The sequence below is a fragment of the Pseudomonas promysalinigenes genome (assembly GCF_014269025.2).
Taxonomy (GTDB): domain Bacteria; phylum Pseudomonadota; class Gammaproteobacteria; order Pseudomonadales; family Pseudomonadaceae; genus Aquipseudomonas; species Aquipseudomonas promysalinigenes.
This window is the reverse complement of record NZ_CP077094.1, coordinates 4,630,675-4,656,494: the sequence shown is the minus strand read 5'-3', so window position 1 is coordinate 4,656,494 and position 25,820 is coordinate 4,630,675. Positions and strand designations below refer to the sequence as shown.

At 61.9% G+C, this 25,820-nt stretch carries 22 protein-coding genes and 3 pseudogenes; 5 read left to right on the top strand and 20 right to left on the bottom strand.

Going from position 1 to position 25,820, the window contains the following annotated elements:
* Positions 1-22: 22 nt before the first annotated feature.
* A complete protein-coding gene (locus HU725_RS21135; protein WP_186476306.1) occupies positions 23-985 on the top strand; it encodes an amino acid ABC transporter permease in 963 nt (320 codons plus the stop codon).
* The gene (locus HU725_RS21130; protein ID WP_060478199.1) at positions 978-1,712 is read left to right on the top strand and encodes an amino acid ABC transporter ATP-binding protein; all 735 of its coding nucleotides are present in this window, start codon (positions 978-980) and stop codon (positions 1,710-1,712) included. The genes HU725_RS21135 and HU725_RS21130 overlap by 8 nt, the downstream gene beginning before the upstream one ends.
* A 106-nt stretch (positions 1,713-1,818) precedes the next feature.
* Here the strand turns inward: HU725_RS21130 and HU725_RS23260 are convergent, their stop codons facing one another.
* The 13 genes and pseudogenes from HU725_RS23260 to ubiE all read right to left on the bottom strand — a co-directional run bounded on the left by HU725_RS23260 (position 1,819) and on the right by ubiE (position 11,887).
* Complete coding sequence (locus tag HU725_RS23260; protein WP_397467404.1) at positions 1,819-2,523, bottom strand: methyl-accepting chemotaxis protein; 705 nt, start codon at positions 2,521-2,523, stop codon at positions 1,819-1,821.
* 198 nt (positions 2,524-2,721) lie between these two features.
* Positions 2,722-3,759, bottom strand: a pseudogene (locus HU725_RS23255) (methyl-accepting chemotaxis protein); the annotation flags it as partial.
* A gap of 132 nt (positions 3,760-3,891) precedes the next feature.
* Positions 3,892-4,605 carry a methyl-accepting chemotaxis protein gene (locus HU725_RS23250; RefSeq protein WP_409489148.1) on the bottom strand — a complete coding sequence of 238 codons (714 nt, stop codon included), beginning with the start codon at positions 4,603-4,605 and terminating at the stop codon, positions 3,892-3,894.
* A gap of 141 nt (positions 4,606-4,746) precedes the next feature.
* Positions 4,747-5,808, bottom strand: a pseudogene (locus HU725_RS23245) (methyl-accepting chemotaxis protein); the annotation flags it as partial.
* Positions 5,809-5,904: 96 nt separating this feature from the next.
* Positions 5,905-6,612 (bottom strand): 16S rRNA (uracil(1498)-N(3))-methyltransferase, encoded by a 708-nt coding sequence (locus HU725_RS21115; protein WP_060478192.1) that lies wholly within the window; start codon positions 6,610-6,612, stop codon positions 5,905-5,907.
* On the bottom strand, positions 6,609-7,400 hold the full coding sequence (gene tatC / locus HU725_RS21110) for a twin-arginine translocase subunit TatC (RefSeq protein WP_186476309.1): 792 nt from the start codon (positions 7,398-7,400) through the stop codon (positions 6,609-6,611). Before tatC ends, HU725_RS21115 begins: the two co-directional genes overlap by 4 nt.
* Positions 7,380-7,762 (bottom strand): annotated as a pseudogene (gene tatB, locus HU725_RS21105) (Sec-independent protein translocase protein TatB); the annotation flags it as partial. The pseudogene tatB and the gene tatC, both read right to left, overlap by 21 nt.
* A gap of 3 nt (positions 7,763-7,765) precedes the next feature.
* Entirely contained in the window at positions 7,766-8,047 is a 282-nt protein-coding gene (locus tag HU725_RS21100) for a twin-arginine translocase TatA/TatE family subunit (protein ID WP_060478189.1), read from the bottom strand.
* Between the two features lie 25 nt (positions 8,048-8,072).
* Complete coding sequence (locus HU725_RS21095; protein WP_186476311.1) at positions 8,073-8,408, bottom strand: phosphoribosyl-ATP diphosphatase; 336 nt, start codon at positions 8,406-8,408, stop codon at positions 8,073-8,075.
* Position 8,409: 1 nt separating this feature from the next.
* Positions 8,410-8,802 carry a phosphoribosyl-AMP cyclohydrolase gene (gene hisI / locus HU725_RS21090; RefSeq protein ID WP_027592414.1) on the bottom strand — a complete coding sequence of 131 codons (393 nt, stop codon included), beginning with the start codon at positions 8,800-8,802 and terminating at the stop codon, positions 8,410-8,412.
* A gap of 72 nt (positions 8,803-8,874) precedes the next feature.
* On the bottom strand, positions 8,875-10,497 hold the full coding sequence (gene ubiB, locus HU725_RS21085; protein WP_060478187.1) for a ubiquinone biosynthesis regulatory protein kinase UbiB: 1,623 nt from the start codon (positions 10,495-10,497) through the stop codon (positions 8,875-8,877).
* A complete protein-coding gene (locus HU725_RS21080; RefSeq protein WP_186476312.1) occupies positions 10,494-11,117 on the bottom strand; it encodes a ubiquinone biosynthesis accessory factor UbiJ in 624 nt (207 codons plus the stop codon). The genes ubiB and HU725_RS21080 overlap by 4 nt, the downstream gene beginning before the upstream one ends.
* The gene (ubiE, locus tag HU725_RS21075; RefSeq protein WP_060478185.1) at positions 11,117-11,887 is read right to left on the bottom strand and encodes a bifunctional demethylmenaquinone methyltransferase/2-methoxy-6-polyprenyl-1,4-benzoquinol methylase UbiE; all 771 of its coding nucleotides are present in this window, start codon (positions 11,885-11,887) and stop codon (positions 11,117-11,119) included. The genes HU725_RS21080 and ubiE overlap by 1 nt, the downstream gene beginning before the upstream one ends.
* 124 nt (positions 11,888-12,011) lie before the next feature.
* Between ubiE and HU725_RS21070 the strand changes: the two genes are divergently transcribed.
* Positions 12,012-12,287, top strand: a complete 276-nt coding sequence (locus HU725_RS21070) for a polyhydroxyalkanoic acid system family protein (protein ID WP_079229996.1) — start codon at positions 12,012-12,014, stop codon at positions 12,285-12,287.
* A gap of 9 nt (positions 12,288-12,296) precedes the next feature.
* Here HU725_RS21070 and HU725_RS21065 read toward each other — a convergent pair whose 3' ends face one another.
* Positions 12,297-17,009, bottom strand: a complete 4,713-nt coding sequence (locus tag HU725_RS21065) for a DUF6543 domain-containing protein (RefSeq protein ID WP_225915502.1) — start codon at positions 17,007-17,009, stop codon at positions 12,297-12,299.
* A gap of 180 nt (positions 17,010-17,189) precedes the next feature.
* On the opposite strand from HU725_RS21065, the gene HU725_RS21060 reads away from it, so the two are divergent.
* Together HU725_RS21060 and HU725_RS21055 are read left to right on the top strand one after the other, a co-directional pair.
* Positions 17,190-17,609 carry a phasin family protein gene (locus tag HU725_RS21060; protein ID WP_186476313.1) on the top strand — a complete coding sequence of 140 codons (420 nt, stop codon included), beginning with the start codon at positions 17,190-17,192 and terminating at the stop codon, positions 17,607-17,609.
* A 10-nt stretch (positions 17,610-17,619) separates the two neighbouring features.
* Entirely contained in the window at positions 17,620-18,387 is a 768-nt protein-coding gene (locus tag HU725_RS21055) for a phasin family protein (RefSeq protein ID WP_186476314.1), read from the top strand.
* Between the two features lie 113 nt (positions 18,388-18,500).
* On the opposite strand, the gene HU725_RS21050 is transcribed toward HU725_RS21055, so the two are convergent.
* The 6 genes from HU725_RS21050 to hslU all read right to left on the bottom strand — a co-directional run bounded on the left by HU725_RS21050 (position 18,501) and on the right by hslU (position 25,782).
* On the bottom strand, positions 18,501-19,115 hold the full coding sequence (locus HU725_RS21050; RefSeq protein WP_060478181.1) for a TetR/AcrR family transcriptional regulator: 615 nt from the start codon (positions 19,113-19,115) through the stop codon (positions 18,501-18,503).
* Between the two features lie 13 nt (positions 19,116-19,128).
* Complete coding sequence (phaC, locus tag HU725_RS21045; protein WP_186476315.1) at positions 19,129-20,811, bottom strand: class II poly(R)-hydroxyalkanoic acid synthase; 1,683 nt, start codon at positions 20,809-20,811, stop codon at positions 19,129-19,131.
* 55 nt (positions 20,812-20,866) lie between these two features.
* Entirely contained in the window at positions 20,867-21,718 is an 852-nt protein-coding gene (gene phaZ / locus HU725_RS21040) for a poly(3-hydroxyalkanoate) depolymerase (RefSeq protein WP_060478197.1), read from the bottom strand.
* A gap of 63 nt (positions 21,719-21,781) precedes the next feature.
* Positions 21,782-23,461: a class II poly(R)-hydroxyalkanoic acid synthase gene (gene phaC, locus HU725_RS21035; protein ID WP_060478179.1), complete on the bottom strand. Its 1,680-nt coding sequence runs from the start codon at positions 23,459-23,461 to the stop codon at positions 21,782-21,784.
* Between the two features lie 353 nt (positions 23,462-23,814).
* On the bottom strand, positions 23,815-24,192 hold the full coding sequence (locus HU725_RS21030) for a gamma-butyrobetaine hydroxylase family protein (protein WP_186476316.1): 378 nt from the start codon (positions 24,190-24,192) through the stop codon (positions 23,815-23,817).
* A 246-nt stretch (positions 24,193-24,438) separates the two neighbouring features.
* On the bottom strand, positions 24,439-25,782 hold the full coding sequence (gene hslU / locus HU725_RS21025) for an ATP-dependent protease ATPase subunit HslU (RefSeq protein WP_060478177.1): 1,344 nt from the start codon (positions 25,780-25,782) through the stop codon (positions 24,439-24,441).
* Positions 25,783-25,820 lie beyond the last annotated feature (38 nt).

The window sequence follows — 25,820 nt, the reverse complement described above, 5'->3', positions numbered from 1 at the left end:
CGCATTTACGGAAGTACCCCACGTGATTAAACACAAGAAAGCCCAGTGGCCCTGGCACGGGTTGACCGCCCTGGTCCTGTTGGGCCTGGCGTTCAGCCTGTACATGGCGACCTCGATGATTTCCTACGAGTGGCGCTGGAACCGCGTGCCGCAGTATTTCGCCTACAAGGCAGAAGAAGTTCAGCGGGCCGGCGGCAACGGCAGCGTGCAGGAAATCGTCGTTTCCGGTGACACCGCACGTGTCACGCTCAAGGACGAGAACGGTGACGAGCAAGTGCTCGACGTGGCCAAGGACAGCCTGTTACTGAGCCGTGGCGACGATGTCGCCGAAGGCGACCAGATCGGCGTGACCCGTCACTGGGCGGCGGGCCCGCTGGCCTGGGGCCTGTGGACAACATTGTGGCTTTCGGTGGTGTCCGGCGCTTTTGGCTTGCTGATCGGCCTGTTCGCCGGCTTGTGCCGTCTGTCGAACAATCCAACCCTGCGTGACCTGTCGACGGTTTATGTCGAGTTGGTGCGGGGTACTCCACTGCTGGTGCAGATTTTCATTTTCTACTTCTTCATCGGCACCGTGCTCAACCTGTCCCGGGAATTCGCGGGGGTGGCAGCCTTGGCGTTGTTCACCGGCGCCTATGTTGCAGAAATCGTTCGCGCCGGCGTGCAGTCGATCGCCAAAGGGCAGAATGAGGCTGCACGCTCGCTGGGCTTGAACGCAGGCCAGTCGATGCGCCACGTGATCCTGCCGCAGGCGTTCAAGCGCGTGCTGCCACCACTGGCGGGCCAGTTCATCAGCCTGGTCAAAGACACCTCGCTGGTATCGGTGATCGCCATTACCGAACTGACCAAGAGCGGCAGGGAGGCGATCACCACATCGTTCTCGACTTTCGAGATCTGGTTCTGCGTGGCAGGCCTGTACCTGCTGATCAACCTGCCGCTGTCGCACATCGCCAGCCGGCTCGAGCGGAGGCTTGCGCAAAGTGATTGAAGTCCGTGACCTGTTGAAAGTCTTCGACACCCGTGGCCAGGTAGTGCGGGCTGTGGATAACGTCACCACGCAAGTTGCCAAGGGCGAAGTCGTGGTCGTGCTTGGCCCATCGGGCTCGGGCAAGTCGACCTTCCTGCGTTGCCTCAATGGCCTGGAGCATTTCGATGAAGGCCATGTGGCCATCGACGGTCTGCAACTGGCAGACCCTAAGACCGACATCAATGCCTACCGCCGCGAAGTCGGCATGGTGTTCCAGCATTTCAACCTGTTCCCGCACATGACTGTGCTTGAGAATCTGTGCCTGGCGCAGAAGGTGGTACGCAAGCGCAACAAGGCCGAGCGTGAAGCCAAGGCCCGGGCATTGCTGGATAAGGTTGGCATCGCGCAGAAAGCCAACGAGTATCCCTCGCGCCTCTCCGGTGGCCAGCAGCAGCGGGTGGCGATTGCCCGCGCGCTGGCGATGGACCCGAAAGTGATGTTGTTCGACGAGCCGACTTCGGCGCTTGACCCGGAGATGGTGGGTGAGGTGCTGGACGTGATGAAAACCTTGGCCCAGGAAGGCATGACCATGGTCTGCGTCACCCATGAGATGGGCTTTGCCCGTGAAGTGGCCGACCGGGTGCTGTTCTTCGATCACGGCAAGCTGCTGGAAGATTCGGCCCCGGCGGCGTTCTTTGCCTCGCCCCAAGACCCGCGGGCGCAGGCTTTCCTGCGCCAGGTGCTGTAACTCGGGGCCCTTTGCGGGTAAACCGGCTCCCACACGTTAGCGAGCATCTCCAAGCATGTGCTGCCCTTGTGGGGGCGGGTCCACCCGCGATGTGGGCGCCTGTATCTCAAAGGTTGAATCGCCCCACCATCCCCCGCAACTGCTGCCCCAGCTGCTCCAGCTCACCACTGGAGGCTGCCGTCTGCTCACTGGCCGCACTGGTCTGGTCCGAGGCATCCCTCACGCTGATCACGCTACGGTTGATCTGTTCGGCCACGACGCTTTGCTGCTCGCTGGCCGTGGCAATCTGTTGGTTCATCCCCTGAATGCTCGACACGGTATCGGTGATCTGCGCCAGCGCCTGCCCAGCTCTGCGGCTGAGCTCCACGCTCTGCTCGGTCAGCTGTTTGCTGTCATCGAGCAGGCGGGTGACCTCGTCGGTGCCGCTGTGCAGGCTGTGGATCAGTTGTTCGATTTCTTCGGTGGATTGCTGGGTACGCTGCGCCAGCCCGCGCACCTCGTCGGCCACCACGGCAAAACCACGGCCCGCTTCGCCGGCCCTGGCAGCTTCGATGGCTGCGTTGAGTGCCAGCAGGTTGGTCTGTTCCGACACTGACTTGATCACCACCAGGATGCTGCCGATGCGCTGGCTCTCGCCGGCCAGGTGCTGCATGGCGTTCAGGCACGCATCCATCTGCCGTGCCAACTGCTCGATCCGGCCAATGGCTTGAGCCACCACCTGATCGCCCAATTGCGCCTGCTGGTCTGCATTGGTGGCCGCGAACGAGGCATGTTCAGCGTTCTGCGCCACTTCTTGCACCGTTGCGCTCATCTGGTTCATGGCGGTGGCCACTTGGTCGGTTTCTTCGCGCTGCTGGTTGATGCGCAGCTTGGTGTCCTCGCTGCTGGCGGCCAGCTGCGACGCCGCCTGGGACAGGTGGCCAACGCCATGGTCGATACCGCCGATCAGCTCACGCAGGCTCACGGTCATTTCGCGCATGCTGGCCTGCAATTGCCCCATCTCGTCGCGGCGCCGCACAGGCTCCAGCGTGCTCAGATCGCCTTTGGCGATTCGCGCGGCCAGCGTCAGCGTCTGGCGCAGCGGCTGGGTGATCTGCTGGGTGATGAGCCAGCCGGCGACGACGCCTACGACCAGGGCCAACAACGCCACGCTGGTAAGCAGCGAGCGAGCAGCCAATGCTTCCCTGTCACGCTGCTCCACTTTACGCTCGCTCAGCGAAAGGCTGATCCCCCGGACCTCGTCGCCCATCTTTTCCATTTCATTTTGCAGCTGTTCGACCTTAAGGGCCGTGACGCGATACTGGGCCAGACTGGTTCGGTATTTTTTCAGCTCGATGCCCGGCTGTTCGGTCAGCGTACGTGGCAGCCCGAGGGGCGCCAGGCCGGTGACGAGCTGAGCGAGGCTGGTGTCGGCGATGTTCAATGCGCTGTCACCGACCGTGGCGAAGTCTTCAAGCGGCGAGAAGGTGTAGGCGGGCACCAGACTCTGCTGGTTGGCGGTGTCCACCTGCTGGCTCAGGCTATCCATCAGGCCAAGCAGGTTGCCTTGGCTGTCTGCCGGCATCTTCAACAGGGCCTGGGTTTGCAGAGCATCGATGGCGTCGTTGAGTTTTTCTTCCTGGGCCTGCATGGCCGTGCGAAGCGCGTGACGCTCATCGACGTTGCGCTGCAGTGCGGTGAAACTTTCGCGAAGTTGCTGCAGCAGCGGCAGCTTATGGGTCAGCAACTCGCGTGACTCATCGACCTTGCTGCGTTGCTGCAAAGTGGTCACCGTGGCTTCCAGTTGCTGAAGAATGCCAGCGATCTTGGCTTTGCTGGTGTCGTCGGCGAGCACTCTGTAGGTAATGCGCTCGGCGCGCAGGTCTTTGGCCAAGTCGTTGATGCGGCCAATTTCGCTAAGTTGTTCCGAGCGGGTGATGGCGCCGTCCAGCGCGCGCCAGCCGCTGATCGTGGTCGCCAGGGTGAGTGCCAGTACCACGGCGAAGCCCAGGGCGAGCTTGGCGCCGACACTGATGTTGCCGAGCCTGTAATTGAGGTAGCCGAACATGGCAGATCTCCGTCCAGATGAGGGGGTAGGGTGCTGGCGGAATGCTGGCATCCTATCCCTGCCCATCGGCGGAGAGCCCGTAGGACTTGACCTGAAAGTGCTGTAGGAAAATTCAGCTCACTTTGTGAGGCGTTAGAGCCGGAATCGCCCGACCAGCCCCTGCAAATGGGTGCCCAACCGTGCCAGTTCCACGCTCGAGCTGGCGGTTTCCTCGCTGGCTGCCGAAGTCTGGTCCGAGATATCACGCACGTTCATGACGCTACGGTTGATTTCTTCGGCTGTAGCGCTCTGCTGCTCGGCTGCCGTGGCAATCTGCTGGTTCATGGCCTGGATCGACGACACCGTGTGGGTGATGGTTTCCAGCGAACTACCGGCACGACGGGTCAGTTCGACGCTGCTGTCGGTCAACTGGCGGCTGGCGTCCATCACGCTGGCGACGCGCTGGGTGCCGCTTTGCAGCCCGGCGATCAGCTCTTCGATCTCCTCGGTGGACTGCTGGGTGCGCTGGGCGAGGCTGCGCACCTCGTCGGCCACTACCGCAAAGCCACGCCCGGCTTCACCGGCACGGGCCGCTTCGATGGCCGCGTTGAGCGCTAGCAGGTTGGTTTGTTGGGCCACCGACTTGATCACATCCAGCACGCTGCCGATTTTGTCGCTTTCGGCCTTGAGCTGGTTCATCGCCTCGCTGGAGTTGACCACTTCGCCGGCCAGGCGCTCGATCTGCGCCACTGCTTCGCTGACCACCCGGTCGCCTTCTCGCGCCTGCTGATCGGCCATGGCAGCGGCTTCGGAGGCCTGCTCGGCATTGCGAGCTACTTCGTGCACGGTGGCAGCCATTTCGTTCATCGCAGTGGCGACCTGGTCGGTTTCGACCTTCTGATTGCTGACCCCGGCGCTGGTCTGTTCGGTGACCGCCGACAGCTCTTCGGCAGCGCTGGCGATCTGTGTCACGCCATCGCCGATACCGCCGATCAGTTCGCGCAGGCCTTGGGTCATGCGTTGCATGCTGGCCTGCAACTGGCCGAGTTCGTCGCGGCGGGTGGTGTCCAGGTCCTGGCGCAGGTCTCCATTGGCCACGCGCTCCGCGGCAGCGAGGGTATGGCGCAGGGGGACGATGATCTGTCGGGTGATCGCCCAAGCGGCCAGCAGGCCCAGGACGATGGCCAGGGCGCTGGCGCCGCCGAGCATGATTTTGGCTTTGTGCGTACCGGCATCGCGGACCTCGGTCTGCGAGAGGGTCATGGCTTCACTGTTCTTCAGCAGGACCGAGCCTTGCTCAGTGATGCGCTCCAGGGCCTGCTCGCTGGCACCTTGAGCATCGCCGAACTGGGTCACCGCATCGCGGTAGGCGGCCAGGGCAGTGGCCGAATCGTCCAGGCTGGCGGCGTATTCGGCAGGCAACCTGGCAGGCAGAGCTTTGAGCTCGCTCAGTGCCTGGTCGATGGCCTTGAGCGCAGTCTGCTGATATTCGGCGTTGCCGCTGTAGGTGTAGCCACGCACTTGGAAGCGTGCCTGCTGCACCAGCGCACTGACCTCCACGGCTTGGCGATACTGGCCGATGTCGCCGCCCTGCAGCAGGCGCTGCTCGACCCGGTCGATCAGCCCGGCCGCCTTGTCGGCGCTGTCACCCAGCACCGCGCGGGCAGCTTCGCGGCGTTGGCCGGCTTGCTTGAGGTCGTTGAAGGCTTGCTGATACTGGGCAACGGCGGCCTGCTGTTGCTTGAGCCGCTGCTGGTCGATGGGTTGCTCGATTTGCCCGAGCATCATGTCGACCTGACGCTCGAGGATACCCAGTGCTTTTTCCATCTCACCGATGGCCGCCTCGTTGCGGTCGCGCTGGTAGTGCTGGCGGGCGATGCGCAGATCCTGGGTGTACTGGTGAATCACCGAAATGTTGCCCAGCTTGTCACCCCTTGCGGTGACGCTGTCCAGCCCTTGCCAGCCGGTGAAGGTGATGGCCAAGGTCAGCAGCAACACCAGGCCAAAGCCCAGCCCCAGCTTGCGATTGACGCTTATATTTCCCAGCGATTGGGAAAACCATTGGTACATGTTCGACTCCCCGGCAGCGTGGCAGTATTTTTGTGGTATTGCCCACACCATCGGCTTGCGCTGGGGAAACTTTACAGCTTAAAGCTGACCCGCTCGTCAGAAAATCCTCGAGAGCAAGGCTGTTACAGCGGTTTCCACACGCAAGATGCGCTCACCCAGTTGCACGGGGGCAAGGCCCGCGTTGCCGAGCAAGTCCACTTCATACGGAATCCAACCTCCCTCCGGCCCAATCGCCAGGGTCACAGGCCCCTCGACGGCGCGCGGGCAGGCGGGGTAGGGGCCAGGGTGGCCGACCAGCCCGAGTGTGCCTTGGGCGATGGCCGGCAGGCGATCTTCGACGAACGGTTTGAAGCGCTTTTCGATGATGACCTGGGGCAGTACCGTGTCGCGGGCTTGTTCCAACCCAAGGATCAGGTTTTCACGAATGCTTTCGGGGTTGAGGAATGGGGTTTGCCAGAAGCTCTTCTCGACCTTGTAGCTGTTGACCAGGATCAAACGCGGCACGCCCAGGGTGGCGACGGTCTGGAACAACCGGCGAAGCATTTTGGGCCGTGGTACGGCCAACACCAGGGTCAATGGCAACTTGGCCGGTGGTGGTCGATCGAAAGCGACTTGCAGCTCGGCTTCGTGCCGTTCCAGGCGCAGCACCATCGCCGTGCCCATCAACCCATCGATGCGCCCGACGCGAAGTGTGTCGCCTACGGCGACACGGTGGATGTCTTGCATATGGGTCAAGCGCCGATCAGCCAGAACGACGCGGTCGGCCGCGACGAAGTCGGCCTCTTCGAGGAGTAACAGGTTCACGGCTGGGTCGCTGGCGGCTGGTCGTTAGGGTCGTTGGTGGCGTTGTCTTCGGCTTCGCTGCGTTTGCGGATCAGGCTGCCGCATAGCACGCCGATCTCGAACAGCAGCCACATTGGCACCGCAAGCAGGGTCTGCGAGAAGATGTCGGGCGGGGTGAGGATCATGCCGACCACGAAGCAGCCGATGATCACGTAAGGGCGGATCTTCTTCAGATACTTCACGTCAACCACGCCGATCCACACCAGCAGTACCACAGCCACCGGAATTTCGAACGCTACGCCGAAGGCGAAGAACAGCGTCATCACGAAGTCGAGGTAGTTGGCGATGTCGGTCATCATCGCGACGCCCGCAGGAGTGGCGGCGGCGAAGAACTTGAACATCAATGGGAACACCAGGAAATAGGCGAACGCCATGCCTGCGTAGAACAGCAGGATGCTGGACACCAGCAATGGAATGGCGATGCGCTTTTCATGGCGGTACAGCCCTGGCGCGATAAAGCCCCAGATCTGCTGGAGAATGAACGGGATCGCCAGGAACAGCGAGACGATCATGGTCAGTTTGAACGGCGTCAGGAACGGCGAAGCCACGTCGGTGGCGATCATCGTGGCGTTGGCCGGCAAATGCTCGCGCAGGGGTGCCGACACCAGGGTGTAGATCTGCTGGGCAAAGGAGAACAGCCCCGCGAAGATCAGGAAGATGACCGCCACACAGCGAAGCAGGCGGGTACGCAGTTCGGTCAGGTGCGAAACCAGCGGCATGGGCTGGTCGTGTTCCGGATTTTCGCTCATGGGGCTCGCGGCGGTTGAGGCTGATCGGGCGATTCAGGCGCAGCTGTCGGCACTGCCGGCGTTACCGCAGGCGCAGCAGCGGGCGGGGTGGCGGTGGGCGAAGGCGCGGGCGGGCTTTGCGGGTTGAGGATGCGCTTGGCTTCCTCTTCCATCCGCAGGATGTGCTCGTTGTGCAATTGGCGGCGAATGTCGTCGGCACCAATTTCGCGCTCCACTTCCATCTTGATCGTATTGAAGCTGCGTTTCAGCCGGCCTATCCACAGGCCCGCTGTACGCGCAGCGCCCGGCAGGCGCTCGGGGCCGAGCACCAACAAGGCGACGAGGCCGACGAGCAGCAGCTCGCTGAAACTGATGCCGAACATGGGTCAGTCTTTCCGCTGTGGCTCTTGGACCGGCTGGGCCTGGCCCTCGATGGTGTGGCCTTGGGGCTGCTGCGCGGTGTTCTGCACCGGCGGCACTGGCGGCACTGGCTGGGCGGGCGGTGGGGTCTGCTCGGCCGGCTTGGTTTCTTCTTCGTTCATGGCTTTGCGAAAGCCCTTGATCGACTCACCAAGGTCGCTGCCGAAGTTCTTCAGCTTCTTGGTGCCGAAGACCAGGACTACGACGATCAGCAGAACGATCCAGTGTTTCCAGTCAAAAATACCCATGGTGCTCTCCTAGAATGCAATGTGCTCAGGCCGAAGGTTGGCGCGCGGCTTTTTCATCGTGCCCGGAAAGCCCGAAACGGCGCTCCAGTTCATCAAGCACCGCTTGTGGGTGCTGGCCCAGCGCACTGAGCATGACCAGGCTATGGAACCACAGGTCTGCGGTTTCATAGATGACATCACTGTAATCCTGGCTCACGGCGGCGTCTTTGGCCGCGATGATGGTCTCGACCGATTCTTCGCCAAGCTTTTCGAGGATCTTGTTCAGGCCCTTGTGGTACAGGCTGGCCACGTACGAGCTGTCGGGCGCTGCAAGTTTGCGCGCTTCGAGCACTTGGGCCAGGCGGTTCAGGGTGTCGCTCATGTCAGTGTCCTGCGCTATAGATGGCATCCGGGTCTTTCAGAACCGGGTCGACGGTTTTCCACTGGCCGTCTTCGAAGACGCGGTAAAAGCAGCTTTCGCGGCCAGTATGGCAAGCGATGTGGCCTAGCTGCTCGACCATCAGGATGATCACGTCGGCATCGCAGTCCAGGCGCATTTCATGCAGCTTCTGCACGTGGCCGGACTCTTCGCCCTTGCGCCACAGCTTGCCACGGGAACGCGACCAGTAGATGGCGCGTTGTTCGGCGGCGGTCAGGGCCAGTGATTCGCGGTTCATCCAGGCCATCATCAGCACGCGTCCGGTCTTGTGGTCCTGGGCGATCGCCGGTACCAGGCCATCGCTGTTCCACTTGATCTCGTCCAGCCAGTCTTTCATCGTCGACTCCAAAACGGGCCCGCTCCTGTGCCGGGCCCTTTGCGCTAGTGTGCCAGCCAGCAGCGCGGCTGGCTATTGGCGCACGATCAGGTAAAGGCCGGCGGCCAGCATCAGCCAGGCTGGCCAGGCAGCCGGAGCGGCCAGGCTGGCGGCCTCGGCGGCGCCGGTGGCCAGTACCGCACCGCCACCGAGCAAACCGGCGCCAAGCAGGCGCAATGCCCATCGGTCGCCCAGGCGGCGACGTTCTGGCAGTTGCGGGTCTTGTAGATGAGGCTGCGACAGGCGCTCGAGCAGGTCGCGGGTCATGCCCGCCAGGTGCGGAAGCTGTTCGGCCTGGCTGTACAGGTTGCCAAGCACCGCCTTGGGGCTCATGCGCTCGCGCATCCAGCGCTCCAGGAACGGCTTGGCAGTGCTCCACAGGTCCAGCTCTGGATACAGCTGGCGGCCCAGGCCTTCGATGTTGAGCAGTGTTTTCTGCAACAGCACCAGCTGCGGCTGCACCTCCATGTTGAAGCGCCGTGCAGTCTGGAACAAGCGCATCAACACCTGGCCGAAGGAGATGTCCTTCAACGGCTTTTCGAAGATAGGCTCGCACACAGTGCGGATCGCCGCTTCGAACTCGTTGACCTTGGTGTGCGCCGGCACCCAGCCCGAGTCGATGTGCAGCTCGGCAACACGGCGGTAATCACGCTTGAAGAAAGCGATCAGGTTGCGCGCCAGGTAGTCCTGGTCCTCGGCGGTCAGGCTGCCGACGATGCCGCAGTCGATGGCGATGTACTGCGGGCTCCAGGGTTTCACAGTACTCACGAAGATGTTGCCTGGGTGCATGTCGGCGTGGAAGAAACTGTCGCGGAATACCTGAGTGAAGAACACCTCCACACCGCGCTCGGCCAGCATCTTCATGTCGGTGCGCTGATCGGCCAGGGTCACCATGTCGGTCACCGGCACGCCATAGATGCGCTCCATCACCAGCACCTTGGGGCGGCACAGGTCCCAGTACACCTGGGGCACGTACATCAACTCGGACCCCTCGAAGTTGCGCCGCAGCTGGCTGGCGTTGGCCGCCTCGCGCAGCAGGTCGAGTTCGTCGTAGATGGTTTTCTCGTAGTCGCCGACGATTTCCACCGGGTGCAGGCGGCGGGCATCGGCCGAGGCACGTTCAGCGGCCTTGGCGATCAGGAATAGCCAGGCCAGGTCTTGGGCGATCACCGGCTTCAACCCCGGGCGCACCACTTTGACCACCACTTCTTCACCGCTTTTCAGGCGTGCGGCGTGCACCTGGGCGACCGAAGCAGAGGCCAGCGGTTCGACGTCGAAACGGCTGAACAGCTGCGCCACGGGGGCGCCCAGTTGTGCCTCGATCAGCGCCACCGACTGCTTGGGATCGAACGGCGGCACTCGGTCCTGTAGCAACATCAGCTCATCGGCGATGTCGCTCGGCAGCAGGTCGCGGCGCGTCGACAGCAACTGGCCGAACTTGATGAAGATTGGCCCCAGGTCCTGCAGTGCCAGGCGCAGGCGGGCACCACGGCTGAGCTCGGAAGCCTTGCGTGGCAGCCAGCGCCAAGGCATCAGCAGGCGCAGGCTGGCCAGCCACCAGGGCAGTTGGGGCTGGTCGAACAACAGGTCATCGAGGCGGTAGCGAATTACCACGCGCTGGATGCGAAAGAGACGTCGGACGGCGAGCAGCTTCATGCGTTACCGCTGGTATCAAGGGATCGGGAGAGGCGCTGCAGGCGCGCCTCGAGACGTTCGATGTCGAGCTTGAGGGTGTCGAGCTCGCTGAAGGCGGCTTCGGCTTCACGCTGCCCTACCAGGGTGCGTGATTCCTCGGCCAGGTATTCGGCCAGGTTCTGGCTGAAACGTGCCAGGCCCTGGCGGGTCCAGCGTGCACGCAAGCGTATGTGGCCGGCCAGCATCGCGGTGGCTACCGGGCCGAGCCAGCGCTGCAGCTCGTGCTCCCAGTCCAGTTCCAGGTCCTGCAGCACCCCGAAAAGGTCGAGCAGCACGGCGCTGTCGCCATGCAGTTCGACCTGAGGGCTGTGCAGCACGGCAGTCTTGTCCTTGGCCACCGCCAGTTGCACCAGGCTGCCAGCCGGAGCGCGCAGGCTGCAATGGACCTCACCCTCCCAGTGGGCGGCGAGCATCAGGCCTTGTTCATCGGGCAGGATGAACACCTTCATGGCCGGTTGGCGGCAGTCGATTTCGATGGCCTTGCCTTCCAGCGCGGCCAGCCGCGGCAGGGCCGTGCTGTCCATGCGCAGGACCCGGTTCAGGCCATGTTCGATGCTGGCGAGCAGCCCGGCCAGCAGCATCAGGGTTTGATTCCCCGGTGCACGGCCACGATACCGCTGGTCATGTTGTGGTAAGTGACGCGGTCGAAACCGGCCTCGACCATCATGCTCTTGAGGGTTTCCTGGTCGGGGTGCATGCGGATCGACTCGGCGAGGTAGCGGTAGCTGTCGGCATCATTGGTGATCAGCTTGCCGGCCAACGGCATGAAGGCGAACGAGTAGGCATCGTAAGCCTTGGACATCAGCTTGTTGGTGGGTTTGGAGAACTCCAGGATCAACAGGCGCCCGCCGGGCTTGAGCACACGCAGCATCGAACGAATGGCTGCGTCCTTGTGGGTGACGTTGCGCAGGCCGAAGGCGATGGTCACGCAGTCGAAGTGGTTGTCGGGGAAGGGCAGCTTCTCGGCATCGGCCTGGACGAACTCGATGTTGGCAGCCACACCACGGTCTAGCAGGCGGTCACGGCCGACCTTGAGCATGGACTCGTTGATGTCGGCAAGCACCACTTGGCCGGTCGGGCCGACCAGGCGGGAGAACTTGGCGGCCAGGTCACCGGTGCCGCCGGCGATGTCGAGCACCCGGTTGCCGGCGCGCACGCCCGACAGCTCGATGGTGAACCGCTTCCACAGGCGGTGCATGCCGCCGGAGAGCACGTCGTTCATCAAGTCGTACTTGGCGGCCACGGAGTGGAAAACCTCGGCGACCTTCTTGGCCTTCTGGCTTTCAGGGACGTCCTGGTAGCCAAAATGGGTGGTGGGTTCGGCGTGTTCGCCTTTGCGCTGGTCGTTCATATCGCTTCACCGGAAAAAATTACCGCCATTCTAGGGTGAACCGGCGGATTTGTCTTGGCGGGGTGTGCCTTGGAACAGGGGCGGGCATAATGCCGATTATGTCTATATGCCCAGGAACGCCCGCATGACCCAGATCAGCGTCGAACGCAAACACTCCCTCGGCCGCGAGGCCGCCCGCGCCAAGGCCGAAGCGTTGGTGGACAAGCTCAGCCGCGAATACGACCTCAAGGCCACCTGGAACGGTGATCGGGTCGACGTAGCGCGCAGCGGTGCCAACGGCAGTGTGCACATCGGCGAGGACAGCATCCGGGTGGAGCTCAAGCTCGGTATGATGCTGTCGATGATGGGTGGCACCATCAAGGGCGAGATCGAACGCGCCCTTGATAAAGCCTTGGCCTGAAGCGCTGCTTCAGCTGTCAGGGAAGGGGATCAGGCCCTCTATGTCGCGCAGGCGCAGGTCGCCTCGGTAGATGCGGATACGTTCTGCCGGGTCCAGTGCCCGTTGAAGCTGCTCATCCCGGCCCATCCCCCGGGGCTCGCTGAACTTCAAATGACCTTTGGCGAACGCTCGTGGTGCCGCGTGCTCCTGGGTGTAATGGAAGTGCGCCTCCCACAGCGGCTGCCGCGGTTGTTTGCGGTCGATGGTGTAGACGGCAAGGTAGTCATTGGTGCTTAGCCGTTTTCTGGCTTTGACCAGGGTGACTTGCACCTGGTCCTGCTCGATCAGGTAGCGCAGGGCCGTACTGTCTGGGTGCCTGGTATTGAGGTAGGCGTCAGTGAGCAACCGGCGTTTCTCTGCCTGCATGTCGGCGATGGCTTGATCCAGTTGACCGGCAAGCGCGTGCCCATCGGCAGGGCCAGCATGCAGGCGCTGTGCGATATCGCTCATATCCTGCATATGCCAGTCGAGCAGGTCGGCCAAACTATTGGGCTCATTGGTATAGCGGCTGGCCAAGGCTATCTGAGCTGCCTTGCGGCCTAACAAGCGCGTTCCGACACGCCGCAGATAGGCAGGGCCATGGATGACCGGTGGGGCCGGCACTTGCTCCCAAGCGTCGCCTTGGCGCTGATATTGGCTGGTGGTCTGTTCGGTGACCGGGTCATTGAGCAGCGCCTGGCTGCCGTCACCGTTTTGCTCGACCAGAATGGCTCTGCCCCGGCTGGTGCGGATCAGCTTGCGTTTGCCTTTGCGCTCTCGATAAGTGACGGGTTGGGCGATTGCAACTGCGCCATCGTCGCGTTCGCGCAAGGTGTTGCTCAACTCGCGCTCGGCCTGTGATTCCAGGGCACCCATTTCCCGTATGTAGGCTTCGAGCTGAACAATGTTCAACGCCGGATCGTTCAGCGACAGCAGGTAGCTGGCCTTGGTGCGGGCGATGCGGTACTCGCGCAGGGCGTTGTTGAGGACCTCGACCTGCTCATCGAGCGGCAAATCGGCGCTAGGGATACTGTTGTGGCTCAGCAGCGCTTCTTTGAAGTCCAGCGAACGCAAGTCGGCCTGCATGCGCAGCAGCTCGTCGAAGCTTTCGGCGGTCAGTCGCTCTCTGTCGATGACCAACTGGCTCAGGTCGCTCAGCACCTGAGCGCGGGTGATCACGGTCGAGTACTTGCGTCGAGCGATGATCTTGTCAATTTTCGTTTGTTTACCGGCAAACTGGATGCGGTTGTCCAGCAGCGCCTCGACCAGATTGCGATCCAGTCGCTCGGTGGCAGCCAGTATGCGTTGGTGCAGTGCCAGCGTCGGCTGCAGATTGTCACGGTAAGCTTGGTAAACCGATATGTACTCCTCCCCGAATGGCAAACTGGCCAGTGTCAGCGATTGCGTCTGCACCTGCGTGTAATCGGTCAGTTCAAGCAGGCGATGGATCATGTGCACATCGTTGTTGAGCAGTTGTTCCCACCATTGACCCAGGCCATAGGCAGCCAGGCCGGAAGGGTCTTGCCTGGCGAAGCGAGGCTCACTCATCTGGCCTAGGACCTGCACTTGTGAAGTCAGGATTTCAGCTTGCTTTTCATGGGTCAGCACCAGTACCTGAAGCTGGCTGCGCAGGCTTCTGCGCATGGCTTGCAACTCGTCCATTTGTGTTTGCACGGGCTCTGGCAGGTTTTCAAGCGATACCCCTGGGTAATCCTCGAGCAGCAACCTGAGGGCCTTTGCGGCGTCGTCCAACGGTTTGACCTGCTCGGAGTTCCTGTCCAGCAGTGCCTCGTACTTCACCAGCATCGCGTCGTTTTGCGCCCTCTTGGCCTGTAATTCGGCCAAGGCCTTGCGGTTCTCTTGCATCACTGCCTGGCGGGATTTGGGCATGCCGCCGGCCAAACTGAGGTCGATCACCCATTCACCATTACGGCGTACGACCCATGGCCCCTTGTCGCGCTCGCGACCAACGATGAGGTAGCCATCCCAGTCGCCACCCCAGCGGTCGGTCCATTCGCCTTTACGGGTGTCCGACCCAATGATGCGGATGCCCGTAAAGGTCTCTTCAACCTCGTAGAACGTGCCTTGTAGATTTACGTAGCAATGTTCTTCGGCCTTGTACAAGCCGCGCAGGCGTCCGCTGGTCTGTAAGGCCGGTGCCTGCGGCTGTGGCCGTGCGCGCAGTTGGGAAAGCGCAGCTCGTGCCTGCGCCGAAAGATTCGCCAAGCGTTGGCTATCACCCCAACGCGTTACCCGGTAGGCAGGTGATTCGGGATGTACAGGTACGGCTTCCCAGGTGGCCGGCTGGGGCGCTGATGTGCTGTGACCACTTGCAGGCTGTCGCTTGGCAGGCCCAGTGATGCGTACCAGGCGCTCGTCTGGCGGTAGCGGGCTGGGGCTGTGCGCAGGGGTTTTGTGCATCAGTAGCATGGCAACGCTCAGCAGAATGTCGGTTGCCGCCAGAATATCGCTCTGCTCTGATCCCTGGCCGAGCACCGCCAAGTCATTGTTCAGGCTCAGTGCCGTAGTCACCAACCACACCACGGTGGCTGCCGGCCCACGCAGCGGGGTGGTAACCACGTTGAAGGCCAGCCATGCACACTCCACCACCATGTCCCAACGTAGCTCGGCGTTGGAGGTAGATTGGCGCGACGCCAACAGCAGCATGGCGAGGGCTTTGTCGTCATAGAGCTGCTGATCCAGGTGGTCCGCCCAGGGCTTGAAGTCCAGCGCGGCCGGGGCGCGGATCGCATCCAGCGCGGTAAGCCCCAGGGGGTTGAGCAGCGCTGCGATTTCTTCGAGCGTGGGATACAAGTGAGGGTGCGTGAAGCCACCATTGTCATAGATCGGCCTGGCTTCGTCGCTCATCCAGGCCAATACGCTGCGCTGCAGGGCGGGATCGCTGCGCAGGCTTTCCATCAGCTGGTCTGGGCCGGCGAACTCACGCAGTGCGGCATCGCTGAGCCATGGCCGGTAGAGCAGCCAGCTTTGCGGGTCGTTGAGCTTGATCAGGTACATGCCATGGGCCCGATTGCTGCGCTTGGCGCCTCTGGCGCAGAAAAAGGCCAGCGGTGCCAGTTGCAGGTTACCTTGCGCTTGAGCCTGGCCCTGGCAGTAATCGGTCACTGCCTGATAACTGCGCTCACCCAGCGCCCCGTCTATTTTGGCTTTCAGTGCACACAGCAGCAGGCTGGCGCGCCATTCTTTGGCAAAATGCTGAACCCGCAAGCTTTTGCTGGCCGAGTCGTTCAGCAGGCCGTGCACATAGGCTGGATATTGACCGGCAACATCGACGGTACGGATCAGCGAGTTGACATAGGTAAGGGTCACCCAGGGCGCCAATGGATGTGCGGTAGCGCTTTGCACAGCAGAGACTACCAGCTCGGTAGCGGGGCGCAGCCTGGTGATCGCAAGCTCAGGCAGGCTGATGGTTTTGACGAGGCGCAGCTGCCAAGGGCCTTCGGAGGACACCTGCACACGTTCAGAAAGGCTGATGACGATGTGCTCGGGGTTACTGGGCGGTGTGCCGGGGTGGTCGGCGAGCATCTGTTCGCGCAACCGGCGCGTCGTATACGTGCTCAGGCTTTCGATGCCTTGCAGCGAACTTGTATCTTTGGCCTGGGATTGGCCTGATGACAGCTGCAGCAGCGCTTGGGCATAGGCAAGACGATCCTGTGCATCGGCATTTGCCAGCCAATCCGGAAGTGGCAGCGCTGACCCTGGGAAGGGCGGATGGGCGTAATCGTTGAATGCTGTGCAGGGGTCGCTGAGCTCAGCGTACACCCGCTCCAGATGTGCCACATCTGCGATCGAGCCAAGTTGCACCTGGGCGATACGCTGCAGCATGACATTGAGCAACTGTTCGGCCTGATACGCGAAAACGGGCCTGCTCAGCGGCATTCGCGCCCAGCTCCAGGCGCTGAACGTGTAGCGCTCACAGAGGTCCCGATGCAGGTCTTGTGCAAAGGCTTCTAAGTTCACGTAGCGGCGCACGCTACCTGAAGGCTTGCACCACAGAAACCCTTGTCCGCTGCCCGTCCGCTGGCTGAGCAGAACATCCGGCAACAGTGGCTTGTGCTCCTCACCTTCCTGAGCCAGTGATACTTGCAGGGCGTAAGCCACAGGTGGAGTGCTGGCCTGGTCGATCAAATCATGTACGCACTGTTCATCGGCAGCAGTCAGGCCCTGTTTCTCGAGGGCCTGCAGCCACGCGCCCTTGATAAGCTGTTCGAGCCAAGTGATGGGGGACACCTCGGTGTCGCTATTGCAGCCATTCCAGAAACTGATCTGTGCCAGCTGAAAGGCTTCGCTCAGGGTCGCCAGGCGCTCGTCGAACACCGTGTTGAGCACTACCGGATTGAGTTCGATTACCGGTGTATGGTCTTGCGCCCGGAATATCAGGGGAGGGGCCAGGCTCAGGTAGTCAGACGGTGCCAACGTCACTTTCTGGCCGCTGACGAAATGCTCGAGCAGGGTATCGACCAAGTTACGGGTGCTTGGCTGGCCTGGGCCGGCCGCTCGCACCACGCTCAGAGCGTCCGCCGAATGCAGGTGGGGATGGTTCTGCCGGGTCCAAGGATAGCGCTGCACGATGGCTTCGAAGGCGCTTATGGCCAGTACTTGGCGCAAGGTTGGCCGATCGGCGAACCGGGCGGCGGCCATTTGCTTGAACGTCAGAGGACGGATGTCGGTGATAGAGGGCATGGGATCGCGTGCTCCTGCTGGGGGAGCGGCGAGGGTGGCGTGGGGGTAGCAAAGGGGTGCGGTATATAGATCCGAGCGTTGATCTTAGGGTGAGAATTCTAATTTCGGCTCGTACCGTATGTTCAAGCCCAACCTCCATGGGCAGGTTCCTCCTCCACTCATGAGCATGAGGTACAGAGCATGGCTAAAGTGACTGTGAAGAAAAAACAAGACGCCCCAAGCACCTTGGGCGAAGTTCGCGGCTACGCGCGCAAGATCTGGCTGGCGGGCATCGGCGCTTATGCGCGGGTGGGCCAGGAAGGCTCCGACTACTTTCAGGAACTGGTGAAGGCCGGCGAAGGCGTCGAAAAGCGTGGCAAGAAACGCATCGATCAAGAGCTCGATGCTGCCAACTCCCAGATCGATGAAGCCAGCGAAGAGGTCAATCGCGTACGCGGCAAGGTCGAAATTCAACTCGACAAGATCGAAAAAGCTTTCGACGCACGGGTAGGCCGCGCCTTGAATCGCCTTGGCATTCCGTCTAAACATGACGTTGAGGCGTTGTCCATCAAGCTTGAACAGCTGCATGAGCTGCTCGAGCGCGTCGCGCACAAACCATAAGGAGAGCAGGATGGCTGGCAAGAAGAATTCCGACAAAGAAAGCAGCTCCTGGATCGGCGGGATCGAGAAGTACTCCCGCAAGATCTGGCTGGCGGGGCTGGGTATCTATTCGAAGGTCGACCAGGACGGCTCGAAGCTGTTCGAATCGTTGGTCAAGGATGGCGAAAAAGCCGAGAAGCAAGCCAAGAAGACCGCGGAAGATGTGGCCGACAGCGCCAAGTCCTCGACCACTTCGCGGGTATCGGGCGTCAAGGACCGTGCGTTGGGCAAATGGAGCGAGCTCGAAGAAGCCTTCGACAAGCGCCTGAACAGCGCTATTTCGCGCCTGGGCGTGCCAAGCCGCAACGAGATCAAGGCATTGCACCAGCAGGTCGACAGCCTGACCAAGCAGATCGAGAAGTTGACCGGTGCCTCGGTTACCCCGGTCTCCTCGCGTGCTGCGCCAGCCAAGCCGGCGGCGAGCAAGAGCGCTGCCAAGCCACTGGCAAAGGCGCCTGCCAAAGCTACGGCGAAAACCGCGGCGGCTAAACCAGCAGCGAAAACCGCTGCTGCTAAGCCTGCAGCCAAACCAGCAGCGGCTAAAGCTACAGCGGCCAAACCTGCCGCAAAACCTGCAGCAGCGAAGAAGCCTGCCGTTAAAAAGGCGCCGGCCAAGTCAGCCGCTAAACCAGCCGCACCAGCGGCCAGCGCACCTGCTGCTACTGCTGCCCCAGCTCCGGCCGCCGCCCCGGCCAACAACACTGCGTCGGCACCGGTGAACGCCACTCCAGTAGCGTGACACCTCGTCGGCTGCTTCGCGGGTAAACACGCGAGTACAGGGTTGTCGTCTTACCCTGTGCAAGCGCGTTTACCCGCGAATGCGCTGAGCGCAGCACTGCGCTCGCCATGGGCTTAGCCCTCCAGATACCGCAGGGCCAGTTGCTCCGCCGCTGCCCGTGGTCGTTCCTGCAGATGCGGTGCCACCAGCATCATCACCTGATACACCACGATCCCCACATCACCTTCGCGCCCCAGCACCCGTTGGTAATCCAGCGAGAACATCAAGGTCAGGGTGATCTGTTCCACCAGTTGCCCCAACGCCTGTGTCTCACTCACCACCTGCCCCTGACCTTTCAGGCTCGCCAACAGCGCCGCCAACGTGCGCTTGAGCGCATTGATCAGGCTGCGCATGCCCCGCGCCAGTTTGGGCAAGCGCCCGGTCAGGTTGGAAAGGTCCTGGAACAGAAAGCGGTACTGGGCCATGCGTTCGACGATCAAATGCAGGAACAACCAGTAGTCCTCTGCCTCCAGGCGTAGCTCCAGGGGCGGGTCGAGCAGCGGCATCAGCGCTTCTTCGAAACGGTCGAACAAGCCGTGAATCAAGGGCTCCTTGCCATGGAAGTGGTAGTAAAGGTTACCGGGGCTGATCCCCAGTTCGTTGGCGATCTCCAGGGTCGAGACATTGGGCTCGCCCTGCTGGTTGAACAGCTGCAGGGCGCATTCCAGGATACGGTCGCGGGTCTTCATCCAGTCGGCGTGCTCATCGGGTCAGGACATAGGTGCCCGGCGCAGGGCCCAGCGGTGGATAGGTTGCATTGCCCAGCTCGGCGCGGGGGGCTTTGAGCGGGCCGGAACGCCGGGTGATCCACTCCAGCCACAGCGGCCACCAACTGCCCTCGCGCCGCTGTGCGTCATGGAACCACGCGCGCGGGTCACTGGAGAGCCTGGGGTTTTCCAGGTAATAGGCCTTGGGGTTGCCGGGCGGGTTGATGATGCTCTGGATATGCCCGCTGTTGGCCAGCACGAACTGCCGGTCGCCACCAAGCAGCATGGCCGAGCGGTACACCGCATCCCAGGGTGTGATGTGATCGTTGCTGCCGGCCACGGTGAAGCTGTCGAGGTCGACCTGCTTGAGGTCGATCGCTGTACCGCACACCTCAAGGCCTTTTGCGTGGATAAGCGGATTGAGCTTGAAGAAATCCAGCAGGTCGCCATGCAAGGCGGCCGGTAGGCGGGTGCTGTCGGCGTTCCAGTACAGGATGTCGAATGCCGGTGGAGTCTTGCCCAGTAGGTAGTTATTGACCCAGTAGCTCCAGATCAAGTCGTTGGGCCGCATCCACGCAAAGATCCGGGCCACTTCCCCGCCATCGAGCACGCCGCGTTGGTACGAGCGACGCTTGGCTGCCTCGATGGTCTGCTCGTCGGCGAAAAGGCTGGCTGGGCTGTCGAATTTACTTTCCAGCAGGCTGACCAGGTAGGTGGCGCTGCGTACCCGGCGCAGTTGCCGCTTGGCTTGCAGGTGGCCCTGCAGTGCGGCCATGGTCAGGCCCCCAGCACAGGCACCCATCAGGTTGGGGTCACGGTTGCCGCTGATGCTGCGGCAAACATTGAGCGCTTGCTCCAAGGCCTCCACGTAGCTCGACAGGCCCCATTCACGGTGGCGCGGGTCGGGATTGCGCCAGCTGACCATGAACACCTGCAGGCCGTTCTTGAGCATGTACTGGACGAAGCTGTTGTGCGGCTGCAGGTCGAAGATGTAGTACTTGTTGATCTGGGGTGGCACCACCAGCACGGGGCGCGTGTGTTGCTTCTCGCTCATTGGCTTGTACTGGATCAACTCTAGCAACGGGTTGCGAAACACCACGGCACCCGGGGTGGCGGCGAGGTTGCCGCCTACTTCGAAGGCGCGCTCATCCACTTGGCGGGGCAGGCCGTCATTGTGGCGAAGGTCGTCGAGCAGATGGGCCACGCCACGCACCAGGCTTTGCCCGCCGGTGTTGAACAACTCCTTGACCGCCAGTGGATTGAGCAGCGAATTACTCGGTGCCAGGGCGTCGTTGATCAGGTTGAACAGAAAATGCGCACGGGCTCGGTCATCCTCGTCCAGATGGCTTTCTTCGATCCACAGGCGGGTCTGTTTCTGCCAGGCCAGGTAGGCCTGAAGGCCGCGCCGGTAGAACGGGTTCTGACTCCATGTCGGGTCGCTGAACCGCGCATCGCGCGGGTTTGGCTGGTAAGGCGTGTCACCGAGCATCACCCGCCCCAGCTGGCCACCCAGGGCCAGCAGATGGCGGGCAGTATGCAGCGGGTTGCCCAGGCCATGGCGGCCAACGTTGCGCAAGGTGGAAATCAGGTCGCGACCGCGCAGGCCAAGGATGGCGTTCTGTGCGTTCATGCGGGTGGCGGGCAGCGATGACGTTCCTCTGGCCGGCTTTTCTTTCATGGCGATCACTCCCTTGTCAGGCCACGAACAGGTTCATGCAACAGCAAGCGACAGCTCAGCCACCAGGGGCCGGGCTGGGGTGCATGACCGCGCGCTGACGCTCTTGCTGGAGAAACTTCATGATGATGGGGGCGACGGCCTCGGCCCGCGTAATAAGGAACAGATGACCGTCGTCGATAATATGTAGCTGGGCATTGGGAATTCGCCAGGCCAGCAGGCGCATGTTCACCAATGGGATCAGCGGGTCGTCGTCACCGGCCAGCACCAGGGTCGGCTGCTGGATCTTGTGCAGCCAATGGATGCTGGTCCAGCCAAGCCCTGCGAACAGTTGCCAGTAATAGCCCAGCTTGCCGCCTGAGCGCACCTTTGCGGCGTGGTGCAGGGCCAGCTCCGGGTCGCGGCGAAAGGCGCCGCCATAAATCATGGGCGCGATACGGATGACGTGCGATGGCTGCACGTAGCGTCTAGGGCTGGCCATCATCCATAGCACCTTGGGCTTGCCCGGCACCATCACCGCCCCGGCAGCGGTAGCCGCCAGCACCAGCTTCTTGCAGCGCTCGGGGTAATCATGGGCGAACTGCTGGGCCAGGGCACCGCCCCACGACACGCCAATGACGTTGACCTGGCCATAGTCCAGGTAGTCGAGCATGCGTGCGGTCAGCTTGGCCAGGCCCGGAAAACGATACGGATGGCGCGGGGTGGACGAGCCTCCTACGCCAGGGACGTCGAAAGCGATGACTTCCAGGTCCGGGTCCAGTGCCTCGATAAAGGGGAACACCAGCTCCAGGTTCGCACCAATGCCGTTGAATATCAGCAGCGGCGTCAGGTGGGGCTTGCCTGGGCGCACCGCGGTTCGGATCGATTGGTCGTCCAGCTCGACGGTGCGGAAGATGTAGGGTTGCGGCATGCGCATGGCTCGGTAGCTTGAAGAGGTACCGTGGCGCGCTCCAGGCGGCCACGGCATTGCGACTCAACGTTCGTGGACGTAGGTCCCGGGTGCAGCCTCGGCTGCGGCGTAGGCACGGTTGCCCAGGCGCGTCGGCGCCTTTTTCAGCTCGCCTGCACGTTCGCCCAGCCAGCGCTGCCAGTGCAGCCACCAGGAGTCGGCGTGCTTGTCGGCGTTCTCCTGCCAGGCCACCGGGTCACCTGGGCGATCCGCACCGGTCATGTAACGGGCTTTAGGGTTGCCTGGCGGGTTGAGGATGCTCTGAATATGGCCACTGTTGGACAGCACGAACTCGATCTTGCCGCCGAACAGATGCGCTGAGCGGTAGCACGACTGCCAGGGGGTGATGTGGTCGGAGGTGCCGGCAACACTGAAGATGTCGCATTGGACCTGCTTGAGGTCGATGGCGGTGCCGCACACTTCCAGGGCATTCGGGCGGGTCAAGGGGTTGTTCTTGAACATCTCGATCAGGTCGCCGTGGAAGGCGGCCGGCAAGCGGGTCGTGTCGTTGTTCCAGAACAGGATGTCGAAGACGGGTGGCTCGTTGCCGAGCAGGTAGTTATTGACCCAATAGTTCCAGATCAGGTCGTTGGGGCGCATCCAGGCGAATACCTTGGCCATGTCACTGCCTTCGAGCACACCGGCTTGATAGGAGTGGCGCTTGGCAGCTTCCAAGGTCTGTTCATCGACGAACAGCGCAACATCGGTGTCCACGGTGGTGTCCAGCACGCTGACCAGCAGGGTCAGGGCATTGACCTTCTGTTCACCCAGCGCCGCGTAGTGGCCCACCAGGGCGGTGCAGGTGATGCCGCCGGAGCAGGCGCCGAGCATGTTCAGGTCTTTGCTGCCGGTGATGGCCAGCACTGCATCCACCGCTTCCTTGAGCGCGTCGATGTAGGTCGACAGGCCCCACTCACGTTGAGCCTTGGTCGGGTTGCGCCAGCTGATGATGAAGGTCTGTTGCTGCGAACGCAGGCAAAAGCGCGCCAGGCTCTTTTCCGGGCTCAGGTCGAAGACGTAGAACTTGTTGATTTGAGGCGGCACCACCAGCAATGGGCGAGCATGCACCTGTTCGGTGATGGGGCTGTACTGGATCAGTTCCAGCACATCGTTACGGTAGACCACTGCGCCTTCGCTGGTGCCAAGGTTCTTGCCGACCTCGAAAGCGTCCATGTTCACCTGGCTGGGCATGCCGCCATTGTTGACCACGTCCTTGGCCAGGTTGGACAGCCCATCGAGCAGGCTTTTACCGCCGGTTTCGAAGAAGCGTTTGACCGCGGCCGGGTTGGACAAGGTGTTGGTCGGCGCCATGGCTTCGGTCATCAGATTGATGACGAACTGGCCACGGCTGATGTCCTGTGGCGACAGGTCGCTGTTGCCGATCCATTCGTGCAGCTCCTTGCGCCAAGCCAGGTAGGTTTGCAAGTAACGACGATAAAGAGGGTTCTTGCTCCAGGCCGGGTCCTGGAAGCGGCGGTCGTCGCCTTCGGGGGCGAGGCTGGACTTGCCCAGCAGCACGTTTTTAAGCTCCAGGCCAAAATGCGCCACGTGCTTGGCACTGTGCAGCGGTTGGCGTACGGCCTGGCGCAGCACGGTACGGGCCGAACTCAGCAAGTCTTTGCGGCGAATGCCAATGATCGGGTTGAGCCCCAGGGTGTTTTCCGAGGCTTGCCGCTGCAACTCATCGTTGTTCTTGTTACTCATCTACGACGCTCCGTTGTCCTGAGACGAGTACCGGGGTGCTGTAGCGTCATGCACAGCGGACAACCCAGTACCGCTACTCGGGTGACCAGTGATAAGGAACAGCGGTGCTGCAGGCCGGATGCATTCGGTGATGAGCTGCGGGGGATTCTGCGTGTGAAGACAGCCTGCTTTCGCTCGCGACCTCTACATACCGGCCAGTGCCTGATTGCCCTGAAGGCGATGCAGGGAACTTGCCAGTTCCATTGGTTACCCGACTTTCATGTAATGCGCAAGACAACCCTTATTGGGGTTGTCTGTAAGGCATTCAAACAGATGAGATTAGAAAATGCGCTCTAATGCCTGGAAGGCTTGAGCTAGAGCATGAATTTCACAACCGATTCGGCGGGATCGCGGGATTTGCCGGCTTTGTGCAGTTCATCGAGATATTCGGCCCATAGCTGTTGCTGACGAAGGCATAGCTGTTCGAGGTACTCCCAAGTGAACAGGCCGCTGTCATGACCGTCGTCGAAGGTCAGTTTCAGTGCATATTGGCCAGCCGGTTCCAGGCCGCTAAGGCCGACGTTCAATTTGCCGAATTGCAGGATGGGATTGCCGTGGCCCTGGACCTCGGCGGAAGGCGAATGAACGCGCAGAAACTCGGCGCTCAAGTGGTAGACGTCGTCAGGGGCGTAGGTGAGGCTGAGGGTCTTGGAGGCTTTGTGCAGGTTGATGGCGGTGGGCATGCGGGCCATGGCGGGAATCCCTAGGTAGCTGGTCCAGCAAGCTTCCAGCTTCCGGTAGAGGGATTCAAGGGCCTTTTCGAGGCGGCGCGGCGCCCGATGACCTGTTCCAGGTGCCCACCCAACCTTGGGGCGACTGCCTGGTCGGCCTGTGCCGGCCGCTTCGCGGCTAAAACCACTCCCACAGGTTGGGGCACATCCCACATTTGGGCGGTGCGGGTGAGAGCGGGTTTACCCGCGAAGAAGGCGACGCTGGCCTTACAGGATGTAGCGCGACAGGTCCTCGTTCTGCGCCAGTTCACCCAAGTGGCCGTTTACATACGCAGCATCGATACGGATCGGTGCTTCTTCATGGGAACTGGCCAGGTCACCAGCACTGAACGACACCTCTTCGAGCAGGCGCTCGAGCAGGGTGTGCAGGCGGCGGGCGCCGATGTTTTCGGTCTTTTCGTTGACCTGATAGGCAATCTCGGCCAAGCGCTTGATACCGTCGGCGGCGAACTCGATGTTCAAGCCCTCGGTCTTGAGCAGGGCACTGTACTGCTCGGTCAGCGAGGCATGGGGCTCTTGCAGAATGCGCTCGAAGTCCTCTGGGGTCAGTGCCTTGAGTTCGACACGGATCGGCAGGCGGCCTTGCAGCTCCGGCACCAGGTCGCTCGGCTTGCTCAGGTGGAACGCACCGGAGGCGATGAACAGGATATGGTCGGTTTTGACCATGCCCAGCTTGGTGTTCACTGTGCAGCCTTCGATCAGTGGCAGCAGGTCGCGTTGTACGCCTTCGCGGGATACATCAGCGCCGCCGACGTTGCCACGCTTGGCCACCTTGTCGATTTCATCGATGAACACGATGCCGTGCTGCTCGACCGCTTCCAGGGCCTTGGCCTTGAGTTCTTCTTCATTGACCAGGCGGCTGGCTTCCTCGTCGCGCACCATCTTCAGTGCGTCCTTGACCTTCAGCTTGCGGGTCTTGCGCTTGCCCTTGCCCATGTTGGCGAACAGGCTCTGCAGCTGGTTGGTCATCTCTTCCATGCCGGGTGGCGCCGCAATTTCGACGCCCATGTTCTCGGCAACTTCGATCTCGATTTCCTTGTCGTCCAGTTGCCCTTCGCGCAGGCGCTTGCGGAACAGCTGGCGGGTATTGGTATCGCTGCTGGTCTGCGCTGCTTCCTCGCTGAAGCTGGTGACGCGGGCCTGGGGCAGCAGGGCGTCGAGGATGCGGTCTTCGGCGGCGTCCTCAGCGCGGTGGCGTACCCGAACGATTTCCTGCTCGCGCAGCATCTTCAATGCAGCATCGGCCAGGTCGCGGATGATCGACTCGACATCGCGGCCAACGTAGCCTACCTCGGTGAACTTGGTCGCTTCGACCTTGAGGAACGGCGCGTTGGCCAGCTTGGCCAGACGCCGGGCGATTTCGGTTTTGCCGACGCCGGTTGGGCCGATCATCAGAATGTTCTTGGGCGTCACTTCGGCACGCAGCTCGGCAGGCAGCTGCATCCGGCGCCAGCGGTTGCGCAGGGCGATGGCTACGGCGCGCTTGGCGTCGTCCTGGCCGATGATGTGGCGGTTCAGTTCGTGGACGATTTCGCGGGGGGTCATGGACATATCAAAAATGGTCCTTGGACGAGGTGTTCAGCGTGGAA